Annotated in this window: 2 protein-coding genes; both read right to left on the reverse strand. The window is 76.4% G+C overall.

What is annotated here, in order from left to right:
• Window positions 1-6,431: type I polyketide synthase (locus AOK22_RS00200; protein WP_157872122.1), on the reverse strand; the 6,431-nt coding region annotated here is incomplete at its 3' end.
• 53 nt (window positions 6,432-6,484) lie between these two features.
• The gene (locus AOK22_RS00205) at window positions 6,485-17,254 is read right to left on the reverse strand and encodes a type I polyketide synthase (protein ID WP_055696446.1); all 10,770 of its coding nucleotides are present in this window, start codon (window positions 17,252-17,254) and stop codon (window positions 6,485-6,487) included.
• Window positions 17,255-17,272: the final 18 nt, after the last annotated feature.

A 17,272-nucleotide genomic window follows, 5' to 3' on the forward strand; every position in this document is an offset into this window, starting at 1 on the left:
GCGCGGCGGGGGCGGTCCGCCTCGGGCCAGTCGCGCTCCTCGGTCAACAGCCGTACGGCACCGGCCGACCAGTCGACCTTGGTGGAGGGCTCGTCCACGTGCAGCGTGCGCGGCAGGACACCCTCACGCATCGCCATCACCATCTTGATCACACCCGCCACACCGGCGGCGGCCTGCGTGTGCCCGATGTTCGACTTGATCGAACCGAGCCACAGCGGAGAATCCTCCGACCGCTCCTGCCCATACGTGTTCAACAGCGCCTGCGCCTCGATCGGGTCACCCAGCGTCGTCCCCGTACCGTGCGCCTCCACCACATCCACATCGGCCGCGGAGAGACGGGCCGCGGAGAGCGCCTGCTCGATCACCCGCTCCTGCGACGGACCGTTCGGCGCCGTCAGACCGTTCGACGCACCGTCCTGGTTCACGGCGGTGCCCCGCACCACCGCGAGCACCTCGTGCCCGTTGCGCCGCGCGTCCGACAACCGCTCCACGACCAGGACGCCCACGCCCTCGGACAGGGCCGTGCCGTCGGCGCCGTCGGCGAAGGACTTGGCGCGGCCGTCGGCGGCGAGATTGCGCTGCCTGCTGAAGTCCACGAACGTGTCGACGGTCGACATCACGGAGACACCGCCCGCCAGGGCCAGCGTGCACTCCCCCTGCCGCAGCGCCTGCGCCGCCAGGTGCAGCGCCACCAGCGAGGAGGAGCAGGCGGTGTCGACGGTGAGCGTCGGGCCCTCAAGGCCCAGCGTGTAGGCGACGCGGCCGGAGGCGACGCTGCCGAGGCTGCCGTTGCCGAGGTAGTCGCGTACGGCCTCGGGCGCGTTGCGCAGGCGGCTGCCGTAGTCGTGGTACATCACGCCGGTGAACACACCGGTGCGGCTGCCGCGTACGGCGTGCGGGTCGATCCCGGCGCGCTCCAGCGCCTCCCAGGACGCCTCCAGGAGCAGCCGCTGCTGCGGGTCCATGGCGAGCGCCTCGCGCGGGCCGATCCCGAAGAAGTCGCCGTCGAACTCGGCGGCGTCGTAGAGGAATCCGCCCTCGCGGGTGTACGTGTGGCCGGCCTTGCCCGGCTCCGGGTCGTAGAGGGCCGCCAGGTCCCAGCCGCGGTCGGCGGGGAAGGCGTCGATGCCGTCGCGGCCCTCGGCGAGGAGGGTCCACAGCTCCTCGGGCGAGGTGACGCCGCCGGGGTAGCGGCAGGACATGGCGACGATGGCGACCGGCTCGTCCTGGCCCGCGACGGGGGCGTCGACGACGGGCGCGTCGGGCGCGTCCGGGCCGACGAGCTCACGCTTCAGGTGACCGACCAGCGCGTTGGCGTCGGGGTAGTCGAAGACGAGGGTGGCGGGCAGGCGCAGGTCGACCGCGTTGCCGAGGCGGTTGCGCAGCTCCACGGCGGTCAGCGAGTCGAAGCCGGCCTCGCGGAAGGCGCGGCGCGGGTCGAGGACCATGTCGGCGCCGTGGCCGAGCACGGCGGCGACGTGGGTGCGCACCAGCTCCATGAGGGCCGCGTCGCGTTCGGCGGGGGCGAGGGCGGCGAGGCGGTCGGCGAAGGAGGTGGATCCGGTGGCCGTGGCCGCCGTCCTGCGGGCGGGCGCGGGCACCAGGGCGCGCAGCAGGTGCGGTACGTCGGCGGCGCGGCGGAGTACGGCCAGGTCCAGGCCGACGGGCAGCAGGAGCGGCTCGTCGGCGCCGAGTGCGGCGTCGAGCAGCGCGAGGCCCTCGTCGGTGGGGATCGGGCGGACGCCGGAGCGGGCCATGCGGGCCACGTCGGCGTCGTCGAGGTGGGCGGTCAGGCCGGTGCGCTGCTCCCAGAAGCCCCAGGCCAGGGAGAGGGCGGGCAGACCGAGGGCGGCGCGGTGCGCGGCGAGGCCGTCGAGGAAGGCGTTGGCGGCGGCATAGCCGGACTGGCCCGCGCCGTCGAGGGTGCCGGCGGCCGAGGAGAACAGCACGAACGCCGTGAGGCCGAGGTCCTTGGTGAGCTCGTGCAGGTGCCAGGCCGCGTCGGCCTTGGGCCGCAGCACGGCGTCGAGGCGGTCGGCGGTGAGGCCGGTGACGAGGCCGTCGTCGAGGACGCCCGCCAGGTGGACGACGCCGGTCAGCGGGCGGGACAGGCCGTCGATGAGCGCGGCGAGGCCGTCGCGGTCGGCGGCGTCGCAGCGGACGACGGTGACGTCCGCGTCGAGGTCGGCGAAGTCGTCGTCGACGGTGCCGCCGCGGCTGGCCAGGACGAGGTGGCGTACGCCGTGTGCGGTGGCCAGGTGGCGGGCGACGAGGCGGCCGAGCACGCCGGTGCCGCCGGTGAGGAGCACGGTTCCTTCGGGGTCGAAGGCGGGTGCGGCGTCGTGCGGGGTGGCGGCGCGGGCCAGGCGCGGGACGTGCACGGTGGCGGCGCGCAGTGCGAGTTGGGGCTCGGCGGTGGCCGCGGCGACGGCGACGGCCGACGCGACCGTGTCGGTGTCCGCGTCGGTGCCCGTGGCGGTGTCGACGAGGACGAACCGGTCGGGGTTCTCGGCCTGCGCGGCGCGCACCAGGCCCCAGACGGCGGCGCCCGCCAGGTCGCGTACGCCCTCGTCGTCCACGGCAATGGCGCCGTCGGTGAGCACCAGGAGGCGGGCGGAGGCCGTGCGGTCGTCGGCGAGCCAGGCGCGCAGCGCGTCGAGCACGCGGCCGGCGGCGTCCCGGGTGTCGCCGAGGGGATCGGTGGTCCCGGCGACGGGCAGCACCACCCAGTCGGGCACGGTCTCCAGGCCGGAGACGCCCCGCTCGTCCAGGACGGCGAAGTCGACGCCGGGCCGCTCCGGGACGGGCAGCGCGGCCCAGTCCAGGCGGTACAGGTCGTCGGCGCGGACGGGTGCCGTGAGGGCGGCCGGGTCGACGGGCCGGGAGACGAGCCCCTCGACGGCGGCGACGGGCGCGCCGGTCGGGTCGGCGAGGTGCAGGGTCAGGGTGTCGCCGCCGGTCAGCCGTACGCGAAGGGCGGTGGCCCCGGCGGCGTACAGCGAGACGCCGTTCCAGACGAAGGGCAGCCGGGCCCCGTCCTGGTCGGCCGAGGTGAGGCCGTCGGCGTGCAGGGCGGCGTCGAAGAGCGCGGGGTGCAGCGCGAACGTGTCGGCGTCCGCGGGCAGTTCGACCTCGGCGAACGTCTCGTCGCCGCGGCGCCAGGCGGCCCGCAGGCCCTGGAAGGCGGGGCCGTACGCGTAGCCGAGGGCGGCGAGGCGTTCGTAGGCGTCGTCGACGGGCAGGGCGGTGGCGCCGGCGGGCGGCCAGGCGGCGAGGTCGAAGCCGGGCGGCGCGGTCTGCGGGGCGAGGAGGCCCTCGGCGTGCAGGGTCCAGGCGCCGTCGGCCGCATCCTCGGCCTGGGAGTGGAGGGTGAGCGCGCGGTGCCCGCTGTCGTCGGCCGCCGCGACGTGCAACTGGAGGCGGACGGCGGCGCGTTCGGGCAGCACCAGCGGTGCCCGCAGGGTGAGTTCGGCGACGTGCCCGCAGCCCAGGTCGTGTCCCGCGCCGAGCGCGAGCTCCACGAAGGCGGTGCCGGGCAGCAGCACGGCGTCGCCCACCGCGTGGTCGGCGACCCACGGCGCGGTGGCGGCGCTCAGGCGGCCGGTGAACAGCGTGCCGCCGTCGGCGACCGCGACGGCCGCGCCGAGCAGCGGGTGGCCGGTGGCGGAGAGCCCGGCGGCGGTGACGTCGCCGGTGGCCGGGGAGCGGCCGAGCCAGTAGCGCTCCCGCTGGAAGGGGTAGGTCGGCAACTCGGCGACCCGGACCGGGAGTTCGGCGAACACCGGCGACCAGTCGACCGGCAGGCCCGCCACGAACGCCTCGCCCAGGGAGGCGAGGACGCGCTCGGGGCCGCCGTCGTCGCGGCGCAGCGAGCCGAGGCCGGTGACGTCGGCGCCCGCGGCGTCGGCGGTCTCCTCGATGCTGTGCAGGAGCACGGGGTGCGGGCTGCACTCGACGAACACGCCGTAGCCGGCGTCCAGGAGGGTGCGGGTGGTGGGCGCGAAGAGGACGCTCTGGCGCAGGTTGGTGTACCAGTACGTGGCGTCCAGGCCCGCGGTGTCGTACGCGCCGCCGGTGACGGTGGAGTAGAACGGCACCTCGGCGGTGCGCGCCTCGATGCCCGCGAGGTCGGCGAGGAGGCGTTCGCGGATCGACTCGACGTGCGCGCCGTGCGAGGCGTAGTCGACGGGCAGGCGCTTGGCGCGGTGGCCGTCGGCCACGATCGCGTCGCGCAGCTCGTCCAGGGCGTCGGCGTCGCCGGACAGGACGACCGAGGCGGTGCCGTTGACGGCGGCCACCGAGACACGGTTCTCGTACGCGGCGATCAGCTCGCGCACCCGGGCCTCGGGCAGCGCCACGGACATCATGCCGCCGCGGCGGCCCGACAGGTCCTCGGCGATGGCGCGGCTGCGCAGGGCGACCACGCGGGCGCCGTCGGCCAGGGACAGTGCGCCCGCGACGCAGGCGGCGGCGATCTCGCCCTGGGAGTGCCCGATGACGGCGGCGGGCCGCACGCCGTGGGAGCGCCACACCTCGGCGAGCGACACCATGATCGCCCACAGGACGGGCTGCACGACGTCCACGCGCTCCAGCGGCTCGCGGGCGCGGACCGTCTCCAGGAGGTCCCAGTCGGTGAAGGGGGCGAGGGCGGCGGCGCAGTCGGCCATGGCGGCGGCGAACACCGGTGTGGTGTCGAGGAGTTCGGCGGCCATGCCGGCCCACTGGGAGCCCTGGCCGGGGAAGACGAACGCGATGCGGGACTCCCCCGCCCGCGCGCCGCGCACCACGTTCGGCGCGGCGGCGCCCTCGGCGAGGGCCGTGAGGCCCGCGGTGAGGGCGGGCAGGTCGGCGCCGGTGACGACGGCCCGCTCGTCGAGGGTGGCCGTGGTGGTGGCGAGCGCGTAGGCGACGTCGGGGACGGGGTCGGTGGTGGCGGTGACGTGGTCGAGCAGCTGGCGGGCGCGGGCGGCCAGGCCCCGCTCGCCCTTGCCGGAGAGCACCAGGGGCAGCGGCGCGGCGAAGTCCGGCGCGGCGTCGCGGGGTTCGGGCTCGGGGGCGGCCTCCACGATGACGTGGGCGTTGGTGCCGCTGATCCCGAACGACGACACGGCGGCGCGGCGCGGCTCTTCGGCGGCGGGCCAGTCGCGGGCCTCGCCGAGCAGCTCCACGGCGCCGGACTCCCAGTCGACCTGGGAGGTGGGCCGGTCGGCGTGCAGGGTCTTGGGGAGCCTGCCGTGGCGCATCGCCATGACCATCTTGATGACGCCGGCGACGCCCGCGGCGGCCTGCGTGTGGCCGATGTTGGACTTGATCGAGCCGAGCCAGAGCGGTTCGGCGCGGCCCTGGCCGTAGGTGTTCAGGAGGGCCTGCGCCTCGATGGGGTCGCCGAGCGGCGTGCCGGTGCCGTGCGCCTCCACGGCGTGCACCTGGGCGGCGTCCAGGCGGGCGTTGGCCAGCGCGGCGCGGATGACGCGCTGCTGGGAGGGGCCGTTGGGCGCGGTCAGACCGTTGGAGGCGCCGTCCTGGTTGGTGGCGGTGCCGCGGACCAGGCCGAGGACGCGGTGGCCGTGGCGGCGGGCGTCGGAGAGGCGCTCCAGGAGGAGCATGCCGACGCCCTCGCCCCAGCCGGTGCCGTCGGCGCCCTCGGCGAAGGACTTGCAGCGCCCGTCGAGGGCCAGGCCGCGCTGGCGGGAGAAGTCGACGAAGGTGTCGGGCGTCGACATCACGGTGACGCCGCCCGCGAGGGCGAGCGTGCACTCTCCGGTGCGCAGCGCCTGCACGGCCAGGTGCAGGGCGACCAGCGAGGATGAGCAGGCGGTGTCGACGGTGACGGCGGGCCCCTCCAGGCCGAGGGTGTAGGAGACGCGGCCGGAGGCGACGCTGCCGAGGTTGCCGTTGCCGAGGTAGCCCTCGACGCCTTCGGGTACCTCGGTGAGCCAGCTGCCGTAGTCGTGGTACATCACGCCCGCGTAGATGCCGGTGCGGCTGCCGCGCAGGCTGTGCGGGTCGATGCCGGCCCGCTCGAACGCCTCCCAGGACGTCTCCAGGAGGAGGCGCTGCTGGGGGTCCATGGCGATGGCCTCGCGCGGGCTGATGCCGAAGAAGCCGGGGTCGAACCGCGGCGCGTCGTAGAGGAATCCGCCCTCGCGCACATGGGTCTTGCCCGGCGCGTCGGGGTCGGGGTCGTACAACGCGTCGCCGTCCCAGTCGCGGTCGCCGGGGAAGTCCCCGACGGCGTCGACGCCCTGGTCGACGAGGTCCCACAGCTGCTCGGGCGTGCTGACGCCGCCCGGGTAGCGGCAGGCCATCGCGACGATGGCGACGGGTTCCTGGGCCGCCTCGGTGATCTCGGCGTTCCGCCGGCGCAGCCGTTCGTTCTCGATCAACGACTCGCGCAGCGCCTCGACGATCTGCTCGACGGATGTATCCACGGTCGGTGTCGCTCCCTGATTGCTCGGCGGCGCCGGGGTGTCGCGGCGCGGGGTCACGGGGCGGTGCTGTTGTCGAGCGCCGCGCGCACGAGGTCGGCGACGTCCATGGACTTGATGTCCGCGGCGCTGTCGGCCTCGCGCGGTGTCGCCGGGCCCGTCGGGGCGGCCGGCTCGGACAGCTTCAGGAGGCTGTCGAGGAGCCCGGCCTCCCGGATGCGGGCGACGGGGATGGCGGCGAGCAGGTCGCGCACCTCGGCGTCGTCGGCCGCCCCGGCCGCGGGGGCCTCGGGGGCGGCGGGCCGGACCCGGTCGAGCAGGTGTCCGGCGAGTGCCACGGGGGTGGCGTAGTCGAAGATGAGGGTCGAGGGGAGCCGCAGTCCGACGGCGGCGCTGAGCCGGTTGCGCAGCTCCACGGCGGCGAGGGAGTCGAAGCCCAGTTCCGTGAAGGCGCGCCGCGGTTCGACGGCGGCGGCCCCGGCGTGCCCGAGGACGGCGGCGACCTCGGTGCGGACCAGGTCGAGCGCGGTGTGCTCGTGGTCGGCGGCGGGCAGCTCGGCCAGCCGCTCGGCGAGGGTCCGCGCGCGGTCGGTGTGCGCGGCGCGGGCGGTGATCCCGGCGAGGGCGCGCAGCACGGCGGGCACGTCGTCGCCGCGGCGGCGCAGCACGGCCGTGTCCAGGCCCACGGGGACGAGGGCGGGCAGGCCGGTGGCGACGGCGGCGTCGAACAGGTCGAGGCCCTCGTCGGGGTCGAGCGCGCCGATGCCGGAGCGCTCGATGCGCCGCAGGTCCGCCTCGTCGAGCCGGCCGCCCATGCCGCCCGCGCCGGCCCACAGCCCCCAGGCGAGCGAGGTGGCGGGCAGGCCGAGGGAGGCGCGGTGGACGGCGAGCGCGTCGAGGAAGACGTTCGCGGCGGCGTAGTTGCCCTGCCCGGAGCCGTCGAGGGTGCCGGCGGCCGAGGAGAACAGCACGAAGTGCCGCAGGTCCCGGTCGCGGGTCAGCTCGTGCAGGTGCCAGGCGGCGTCCGCCTTGGGGCGCAGCACGGTCTCGATCCCCTCGGCGGTGAGCGCGCCGACGGTGGCGTCGGCGAGGACGCCCGCGGTGTGCACCACGCTGTCGACGGGGTGCCGGTCGAGGAGTGCGGCGAGGGCGTCCCGGTCACCGGCGTCGCAGGCGACGAGGTCGGCGTGGGCGCCGAGCGCGGCCAGTTCGTCGCGCAGGGAGTCGGCGCCGGGCGCGTCGGGGCCGCGGCGGCCGGCGAGGACGAGGCGGGTGACGCCGTGCCGGCCGGCGAGGTGGCGGGCCACGAGGGCGCCGAGTCCGCCGGTGCCGCCGGTGATCAGGACGGTGCCCCAGTCGGCGGCGCCGGGCTCGCCCGTGGCCTCGGCCCTGGCCAGCCGGGGCGCGCACGCCCGGCCGTCGCGCCAGACCACCTCGGGCTCCCCCGCGTCGAGGGCGGCGGCCAGCGCGGCGCGGTCGGGCAGCGCGCCCTCCGGGGCGGCGAGCACGATCCGGCCCGGGTCCTCGGCCTGCGCGGCGCGCACGAGGCCGCGTACGGGGGCGTCGGCGAGGGTGTCGCCGGTGAGGACCAGGAGCACCGCGTCGGCGTGGCGTTCGTCGGCCAGCCAGCGCTGGACCGGCTCCAGGACGGCGTGCAGGGCGGTGCGGACGGCGCCCGGCACCCCGTCGCCGTCGGCCTTCGGGGCCCGCACCGGCAGGACGACCACGTCGGGCACGGTGTCGCCGAGCGCGGCGAGGTCGGCGTACGCGGGGCAGCCGAGGCCGAGGTCGTCGTCGCCGAGGACCGCCCAGGTGCGGCGGTCGGGCCGCGCGGCGGACTCGGGCAGCGGTACGGCCTCGACGGCGTACAGCGAGCGCTGCTGCCGGGCGAGTCCGCCGGGGGTGACGGTGCGGCTCACGAACGACCCGACGGTGGCGAGGGGTTCGCCCTCGGCGTCGGCGAGGTCGATGCGGGTGCCGTCGGCGCCGGGGGTGACGCGGACGCGGGCGGTGAGGGATCCCTGGGCGTGCAGGGTGACGCCGGTCCAGGCGAAGGGCAGGGCCACGCCTTCGGTCCCGTCCTCGGCTCCGTCGCCGTCGCCGTCTCCGTCTCCGTCTCCGTCTCCGTCTCCGTCTCCGTCGAGGAGCGTCGTGACGTGCAGGGCCGAGTCCAGGAGCGCGGGGTGCAGGCCGTGGCGGGCGGCGTCCTGCCGTGCGTCGGCGGGCAGTTCGAGCTCGGCGTACACGGTGTCACCGCGCCGCCAGGCGGCCCGCACGCCGCGGAAGACGGGGCCGTAGTCATAGCCCTCGGTGTGCATGCGCGGGTAGAGGCCGGTGACGTCGACGGGGGCGGCGCCGGGCGGGGGCCAGGTGCCCAGCGGATCCGGGGCGTGTTCGGCGGTGTCGGCCAGGTTGCCGGTGGCGTGGCGCGTCCACTCCTCGTCGGCGGGCGCGCCGGCGGGGCGCGAGTGGATCTCGACGGTGCCGTCGGGGCGTGCGGCGACCTGGAGGTGTACGGCGGTGTCCGCGGGCAGCACGAGCGGTGCCTGGAGCGTCAGTTCGTCCAGGACGGGCAGCCCGACCAGGCCGCCGGCGTGCAGGGCGAGGTCGACGAGCGCGGTGCCCGGCAGGAGCACCGTGCCGAGCACGGCGTGTTCGGCGAGGACCGGGTGGGTGGCGGTGGAGATCCGGCCGGTGAGCAGGACGCCGTCGCCGCCCGCGAGTTCGACGCGCGCGCTGACCAGGGGGTGGTCCACGGGCGTGAGTCCATGGCCGGTGGCGTCCCCCTTGGCGGCGGGCACGTCCAGCCAGAAGTGGCGGTGGTGGAAGGCATACGTCGGCAGTTCGACGCGGCGGCCCGCGTACCCCTCGTACAGAGCGGCCCAGTCGACGTCGGCTCCCCGGGTGTGGACGGCGGCCACGGCGGCGAGCAGTCCGGGCACCTGGGGGGTGTCCTTGCGGGCGGTGGGCACGAAGGCGATGCCGTCGGGGGCGGCGGTGTCGTCGACGCAGTCCGGGCCCATGGCGCTGAGGACGGCCGCCGGGCCGAGCTCCAGGAAGGTGTCGATGCCGAGGCCGGCGAGGGCGCCGACCGCGTCGGCGAAGCGCACGGGCTCGCGCACGTGCCGTACCCAGTAGTCGGCGGTGGTCAGTCGGCCGGGCTCCGCGGGGGCGCCGGTGAGGGTGGAGACGATCGGGATGTCCGGTTCGGCGGCGGTGAGTCCGGCCATGATCTGCCGGAACTCGTCCAGCATCGGTTCCATGCGGGGCGAGTGGAAGGCGTGGGAGACGCGCAGGCGCCGCGTGGTGGTGAAGCGTTCGGCGAGCGCGGTGACGGCGTCCTCGTCGCCGGAGACGACGACGGAGCGGGGGCCGTTGACGGCGGCGACGGCGGCGCGCGCGTCGAGCAGCGGCGCCACCTCGTCCTCCGTCGCCTGCACGGAGATCATCGCGCCGCCCTCGGGCAGCGCCTGCATGAGTCGGCCGCGCGCGGCGACGGCGGTGACGGCGTCCGCCAGCGACCACACGCCGGCGACGTGCGCGGCGGCGAACTCGCCGATCGAGTGGCCCGCGAGCCGGTCGGGCCGCAGGCCCAGGGACTCCAGGAGCCGGTAGAGCGCGACCTGCGTGGTGAACAGGGCGGCCTGGGTGTACGCGGTCTGCTCCAGCGTCCGCGCGTCGTCGCCGAAGACGACCTCGGCCAGCGGGCGCGGCAGGTGCTCGGCGAAGAGCGCGGCCACCGCGTCGAAGTGCTCGGCGTACACCGGGAACGCGTCGTACCACTCCCGTCCCATGCCGGGCCGCTGGGCGCCCTGCCCGGAGAACAGGAAGGCCAGACCGCCTTCGGTGACGGAGCCGGTGACGAGCAGGCCGGGCGCCGTGCCGCCGTGGGCCAGCGCGTCGAGGCCCGCCGCGGCCTCGTCGGCGTCCGCGGCGACGACGACGGCGCGGTGCGGGTGGGTGCCGCGCGTCGTGGCGAGCGCGCGGCCGAGGTCGGCGGGCGCGGTGCCGGACAGCTCCCGGAGCCGGGCGGCCTGGCCGGGCAGCGCCTCGGGCGCACGGGCGGAGAGCGGCAGCGCGAGCACGGGCGGGGCGGTGGCGGGGTCGGGCTCGGCCGCCTCGGGTGCGGTGAACTCCTCGATGATGACGTGGGCGTTGGTGCCGCTGATGCCGAACGAGGAGACGCCCGCGCGGCGGGGCCGGTCCAGTTCCTGCCACGGGCGGGAGGCGGTGAGCAGTTCCACCGCGCCGGCCGTCCAGTCGACCTGGCCGGAGGGCGCGTCGACGTGCAGGGTGCGCGGCAGGGTGGCGTGCCGCATCGCCATGACCATCTTGATGATGCCCGCGACACCCGCGGCGGCCTGCGTGTGGCCGATGTTGGACTTGATGGAGCCGAGCCACAGCGGGCGGTCCTCGGGCCGGTCCTGGCCGTAGGTGGCGAGCAGCGCCTGGGCCTCGATGGGGTCGCCGAGGGTGGTGCCGGTGCCGTGCGCCTCGACGGCGTCGACGTCGGCGGTGGTCAGCCCGGCTCCGGCCAGCGCGGCGCGGATGACGCGCTGCTGGGAGGGGCCGTTGGGCGCGGTCAGGCCGTTGGAGGCGCCGTCGGAGTTGACGGCGGAGCCGCGCACCAGGGCGAGCACGTGGTGGCCGTTGCGGCGGGCGTCGGAGAGCCGTTCGACGACGAGCATGCCGACGCCCTCGCCCCAGCCGGTGCCGTCGGCCGCGTCGGCGAACGACTTGCATCGGCCGTCGGCGGCCAGGCCGCGCTGCCGGGCGAAGTCCACGAAGGTGTCGGGCGTGGACATCACGGTGACGCCGCCGACCAGCGCGAGTTCGCACTCGCCCTGCCGCAGCGCCTGCGCCGCCAGGTGGAGGGTGACCAGCGAGGAGGAGCAGGCGGTGTCGACGGTGACGGCGGGCCCCTCCAGGCCGAGGGCGTAGGCGACGCGCCCGGAGACGACGCTGCCGAGGCTGCCGTTGCCGAGGTAGGCGGCGACGTCCTCGGGCACCTCGGTCAGCCAGGTGCCGTAGTCGTGGTACATCACTCCGGCGAAGACGCCGGTGCGGGAGCCGCGCAGGGCAGCCGGGTCGATGGCGGCGCGCTCCAGGGCCTCCCAGGACACCTCCAGGAGCAGGCGCTGCTGGGGGTCCATGGCGACGGCCTCGCGCGGGCTGATCCCGAAGAAGTCGGCGTCGAACTGCGCCGCGTCGTAGAGGAAGGCGCCCTCGCGGGTGTACGTACGCCCCGGCGTGCCCGGCTCCGGGTCGTAGAGCGCCTCGGTGTCCCAGCCGCGGTCGGCGGGGAAGTCGGAGACGCCGTCGACGCCGTCGGCGACCAGGCGCCACAGGTCCTCGGGCGAGCCGACGCCGCCGGGGTAGCGGCAGCTCATGCCGACGATCGCGATCGGGTCGTCGTCGGCCGCGGCGCGGGGCGCGGCGGTGACGGCGGCCGGCTGCCGCTCGGCGCCGAAGAGGGTGGCGCGGATGTGGTCGGCGAGGGCCTGGGAGGTCGGGTAGTCGAAGACGAGGGTGGCGGGCAGCTGGAGTCCGGTGGCGGTGCCCAGCCGGTTGCGCAGTTCGACGGCGGCCAGCGAGTCGAAGCCGAGCTCGGTGAACGCGCGCGTCGGGTCGATGGCGGACGCCCCGTCGTGCCGCAGCACGGCGGCCACTTCGGTGCGCACCAACTCCACGAGCGCGCGGCCGCGTTCGGCGGCGGGGAGCGCGGCGAGCGCCCCGCCCGCGCCATCGCCCGCGGCGGCCGGGGCGGCGGCACGCCGGGCGACGGGCCGGACGACGGCGCCGAGCAGCGGCGGTATGCCGTCGGGGCGGCGGCGCACGGCGGCGGCGTCGATCTCGACGGGGACGACACGGGGCGCGCCGGAGCGTACGGCCGCGTCGAACAGTTCCAGGGAGCGGGCGGCGGTGAGACCGGGCAGGCCGTAGCCGGCGATGCGGTCGAGGGTGGCGTCGTCGAGGGCGGCGCCCATGCCGGTGTCGGTGGCCCACAGGCCCCAGGCGAGGGCGGTGGCGGGCAGGCCGAGGGAGACGCGGTGTTCGGCGAGGGCGTCCAGATAGGCGTTGGCGGCGGCGTAGTTGCCCTGGCCCGCGCCGTCCAGGACGGCGGCGAGCGAGGAGAACAGCACGAAGTGGCGCAGGTCCCGGTCGCGGGTCAGCTCGTGCAGGTGCCAGGCGCCGTCGGCCTTGGCGTGGAACACCTCGTCGACCATGGCGTCGGTGAGGCCGTCGACGATGCCGTCGCGCACGGTGCCCGCCGTGTGGACGACGGAGTCGACGGGGTGCTCGGCGAGGAGCCCGGCCAGCGCCTCGCGGTCGCCGACGTCGCAGGCGGCGACGGTCACCTCGGCGCCGAGGCCGGTGAGTTCCGCGGCGAGTTCGGGGGCGTGGCCGCCGCGGCTCACGAGGAGCAGGCGGCGTACGCCGTGCTCGCGCACGAGGTGACGGGCGAGGAGGCCGCCCAGGCCGCCGGTGCCGCCGGTGACGAGGACGGTGCCCCAGTCGGTGGCGGCGGGGGCCGGCGCGGCGGGCAGCGCGGTCAGCCGGGGCGCGGTCAACTGACCTTCGATGAGCGCCACTTCGGGTTCGCCGGTGGCGAGTACGGTGCGCAGTTCGGCGTCGCCGGGGAGCGCGTCGTGGGTCACCAGGACGTAGCGGCCGGGGTTCTCGGCCTGCGCGGCGCGGACCAGGCCGCGCACGGCGGCGTGGCCGGGGCTGTCGGGCGAGGTGACGACGGCGAGGCGCACGGCGGCGGCCCGTTCGTCGCGCTGCCATTCCCGCAGCAGGGCGAGCACCTGTGAGGTGGCCGCGCGCGCCTCGGCTGCCGAGGCGCCGGGGAGGGCGGGCACGCGGTGCACGGCGACGTCCGGGGCCGCGCCCTCGGGCAGGGTGTCGGGGCCGCCGTCGAGGACGGCGATCCGCAGCGGCGCCGTGGTGGCCGGGCGCGGGACGGGCGGCCAGCTCACGGCGTACAGGACGTCGTTGTCCGGTATGGGCAGGGAGGTGAGGCCGCCGATGTCGGCGACCGGGGCTCCGGTGGCGTCGGCGAGGTGCAGGGCGATGGTGGTGGCGCCGGTCCGGGAGATCTTCACGCGGACGGCCGCGGCGCCGGTGGCGTGCAGGGTGACGCCGGTCCAGGCGAAGGGCAGCAGCACGTCGCCGCCCGGCTCCGCGTCGAGGTCGGCGGCGTGCAGCGCGGCGTCCAGGAGCGCGGGGTGCAGGCCGAACCCGGTGGCGTCGGCTGACGCCGGTTCGGGCAGGGCCACTTCGGCGTACACGTCGTCGCCGTGCCGCCAGGCGGCGCGCAGCCCCTGGAAGGCGGGGCCGTAGCCGTAGCCCTGGTCGGCGAGGCCGGTGTAGACGCCGGTGACGTCGAGCGGCTCGGCGTCCCGGGGCGGCCAGACGGTGAGGTCGGGCGCGGGGGCGGCGGCGGCGGCGAGGGTGCCGGTGGCGTGGCGGGTCCAGGGGGCGGCGTCGTCGCCGTCGGGGCGGGAGTGCACCGTGACGGCACGGCGGCCCGTGGCGTCGGGCTCCGCGACGGCGACCTGGACGGCCGCGCCGCCGTCGGCGCCGAGCACCAGGGGCGCGCCGAGGGTCAGTTCCTCCAGGGTGCCGGCGCCGACGTGGTCCCCCGCGCGCAGGGCGAGTTCGACGAAGGCGGTGCCGGGGAACAGGACGCGGCCGGAGATGACGTGGTCGGCGAGCCACGGGTGGGTGCGGGTCGAGACGCGTCCGGTGAGGACGACGCCCTCGGCGCCGACCGCGACGACGGCACCCAGCAGCGGGTGTCCGGCGGGGAGTTGCCCGAGGTCCGCGGCGTCGGTGGCGGCGCCCTGCGCGAGCCAGAACCTGCGGCGCTGGAAGGGGTAGGTCGGCAGCGGTACGTGCCGGGCCCCGCGCCCCTGGAAGTGGCGCTCCCAGTCGACCGGGACACCGCGGGTGTGGGCGCCGGCGAGCGCGGAGAGCGCCTCGTGGACCTCGGACCGGTCGCGGCGCAGCACCGGCAGGAAGGACGTGCCGGGGGTGTCCGTGCAGTCGGCGGCCATCGCGGAGAGCACGGCGTCGGGGCCGATCTCCAGGAACGTACGGACTCCGGCGTCGGCGAGATGGCGCACGGCGTCGCGGAAGCGGACCTGTGCGCGCACGTGCTCGACCCAGTACTCGGGGTCGCTCATCTCGGTGGTGACGAGCGCGCCGGTGACGGTGGAGACCACCGGCAGGGTGGGCTCGGCGTAGTCGAGGACGTGGGCGATGCGGCGGAACTCGGCCAGCATCGGCTCCATGAGCGGCGAGTGGAAGGCGTGGCTGACGCGCAGGCGCTTGGTGTCGTGGCCGCGCGCGGCGAGCTCGTCGGCGATGCGCAGCACGTCGCCCTCGTCGCCGGAGACGACCACGGAGGCGGGTCCGTTGACGGCGGCGATGCCGGTGCGCGCGGTGAGCAGCGGCGCCACCTCGTCCTCGGCGGCGCGCACGGAGACCATGGCGCCGCCCTCGGGCAGCTGCTGCATGAGGCGGCCGCGCGCGGTGACGAGGATCGCGGCGTCCTCCAGGGTGAGGATCCCGGCGACGTGCGCGGCGGCTATCTCGCCGATGGAGTGCCCCGCGAGGTGGTCGGGGGTCAGGCCCCAGCTCTCCAGGAGGCGGTAGAGGGCCACTTCGAGGGCGAACAGGGCGGGCTGCGCGTACTCGGTGCGGTGCAGCAGCTCGGCCTCGTCCGTGCCGGGCCCGGCGAACAGGACCTCGTACAGCGGGAGTTCGAGGTGCAGGTCCAGATAGCCGCAGACGGTGTCGAGCGCGTCGGCGAACACCGGCTCGGTGACGGCCAGTTCGCGCCCCATGGCGGTGCGCTGGCTGCCCTGGCCGGTGAAGAGGAAGCCGAGCGTGCCCTCCCCCGCGGTCGCTCCGGAGGAGGCGCCGGAGGCCAGGGCGGTGAGCGCCTCGCGCAGCTCCTCGCGGTCACCGGCGACGAGGACGGCCCGGTCGGCGAGCGCCGCGCGCGTGGTGGCCAGGGAGTACGCGAGGTCGAGGGGCTCGGCCGCGTCCACCAGGGGCAGCAGGTCGGCGGCCCGGGCGCGCAGGGCGGCGGGGCCGCGTGCGGAGAGGGGGAAGGCGAGCAGCGCGGGCGCGGAGCGGTCCGCCGCTTCGCCGCTCTCCGTCTCCCCTTCGGGCGACGGCAGTTCCAGCAGGACGTGCGCGTTCGTGCCGCTGACGCCGAACGACGACACGCCCGCGCGGCGCGGCGCGCCCGTCTCGGGCCACGGCCTGGTCTCGGTGACGAGCTCGACGGCGCCGGACGCCCAGTCCACGTGCGGGCTCGGCGCGTCCACGTGCAGGGTCCTCGGCACCTGTCCGTGCTCCATGGCGAGGATCATCTTGATCACGCCGGCGACGCCCGCGGCGGCCTGGGTGTGGCCCAGGTTGGACTTGACCGAGCCGAGCAGCAGCGGCGCGTCGGGCGCGCGGCCCTGGCCGTACGTGGCGAGCAGCGCGGTCGCCTCGATGGGGTCGCCGAGCCGGGTGCCGGTGCCGTGTCCGTCGACCACGTCGACGTCGGCGGCGGTCAGCCCGGCGTCGGCCAGCGCCCGGCGGATCAGGCGCTGCTGTGCGGAGCCGCTGGGCGCGGTGAGGCCGTTGCTGGCGCCGTCCTGGTTGATGGCGGAGCCGCGGACGACGGCGAGGACCCGGTGGCCGTTGCGCCGGGCGTCGGAAAGCCGTTCGAGGACCAGGACGCCGACGCCCTCGGCGAAGCCGGTGCCGTCGGCGTCCGCGGAGAACGCCTTGCAGCGGCCGTCGGGGGCCAGGCCCCGCTGGCGGCTGAAGGCGGTGAACACACCGGGTCCGCCCAGCACGGCGACGCCGCCCGCGAGCGCGAGCGACGACTCGCCCTGGCGCAGCGAGCGGCAGGCCAGGTGCACGGCGACCAGCGACGCGGAGCACGCGGTGTCGACGGTGACCGCGGGGCCCTCGGCGCCCAGGACGTAGGCGACGCGGCCGGAGATGACGCTGGAGGCGTTGCCGGTCAGGAGGTGGGCGTCGAGCCCGTCGGGCGCCTCGTGCAGGCGCGGCCCGTACTCCTGGATCTCGGCGCCGAAGAACATGCCGGCCGCGGTGCCGCGCAGCGCGGCCGGGTCGATCCCGGCGTCCTCCAGGGCCTGCCAGGAGGTCTCCAGGACGAGGCGCTGCTGGGGGTCCATGGCCAGCGCCTCGCGCGGGCTGATCCCGAAGAAGTCGGCGTCGAACTCGGTCGCGGTGTCGAGGAAGCCGCCGGAGCGGACATAGGCGCTGCCCGCCACCTCCGGGTCCTCGTCGAACAGCGAGCCGAGGTCCCAGCCGCGGTCGTCGGGGAAGCCGGTGAGCACCTCACCGCCCTCGGACAGAAGCCGCCACAGGTCGGCGGGCGAGCCGACGCCGCCCGGGAAGCGGCAGCCGATCCCGACGACGGCGACCGGCTCGTCGGCGGGGCCCTCGGGCGGTGGCGCGGCGCTCTCGTCGTCCGTGGTCCCGAGGGCCTCGGCGAGCAGCAGTTCGGCCATGGCGTCGACCGTGGGGCAGTTGTAGGCGACGGTGACGGGCAGGTCGAGGCCGGTCCGTTCGGTCAGGCGCCGGTGCAGGTCGACCGCGGCGAGCGAGTCGAGGCCCAGGTCGGTGAACGGCAGGGTGGTGTCCACCGTGCCGGCGGTGTCAGGACGGGCCGCCTCGATCGTCTCGACGACGACGGCGCGCACCAGGCCGGTGACGAACCTGCGGTGCTGGGACGGTGCTGTGGCGGCCAGCCGCCGTGCCAGCTCTGAGTCGGAACCGGACCCGTTCATGCACGCATCTCCACTTTC

The organism is Streptomyces silaceus (genome assembly GCF_001419745.1).
Taxonomy (GTDB): domain Bacteria; phylum Actinomycetota; class Actinomycetes; order Streptomycetales; family Streptomycetaceae; genus Streptomyces; species Streptomyces silaceus.

What these genes read in the sequence shown, in the direction of transcription:
- AOK22_RS00205 (WP_055696446.1), bottom strand. Translation starts at nt 17,254, where the DNA reads ATGAACGGGTCCGGTTCCGACTCAGAGCTGGCACGGCGGCTGGCCGCC.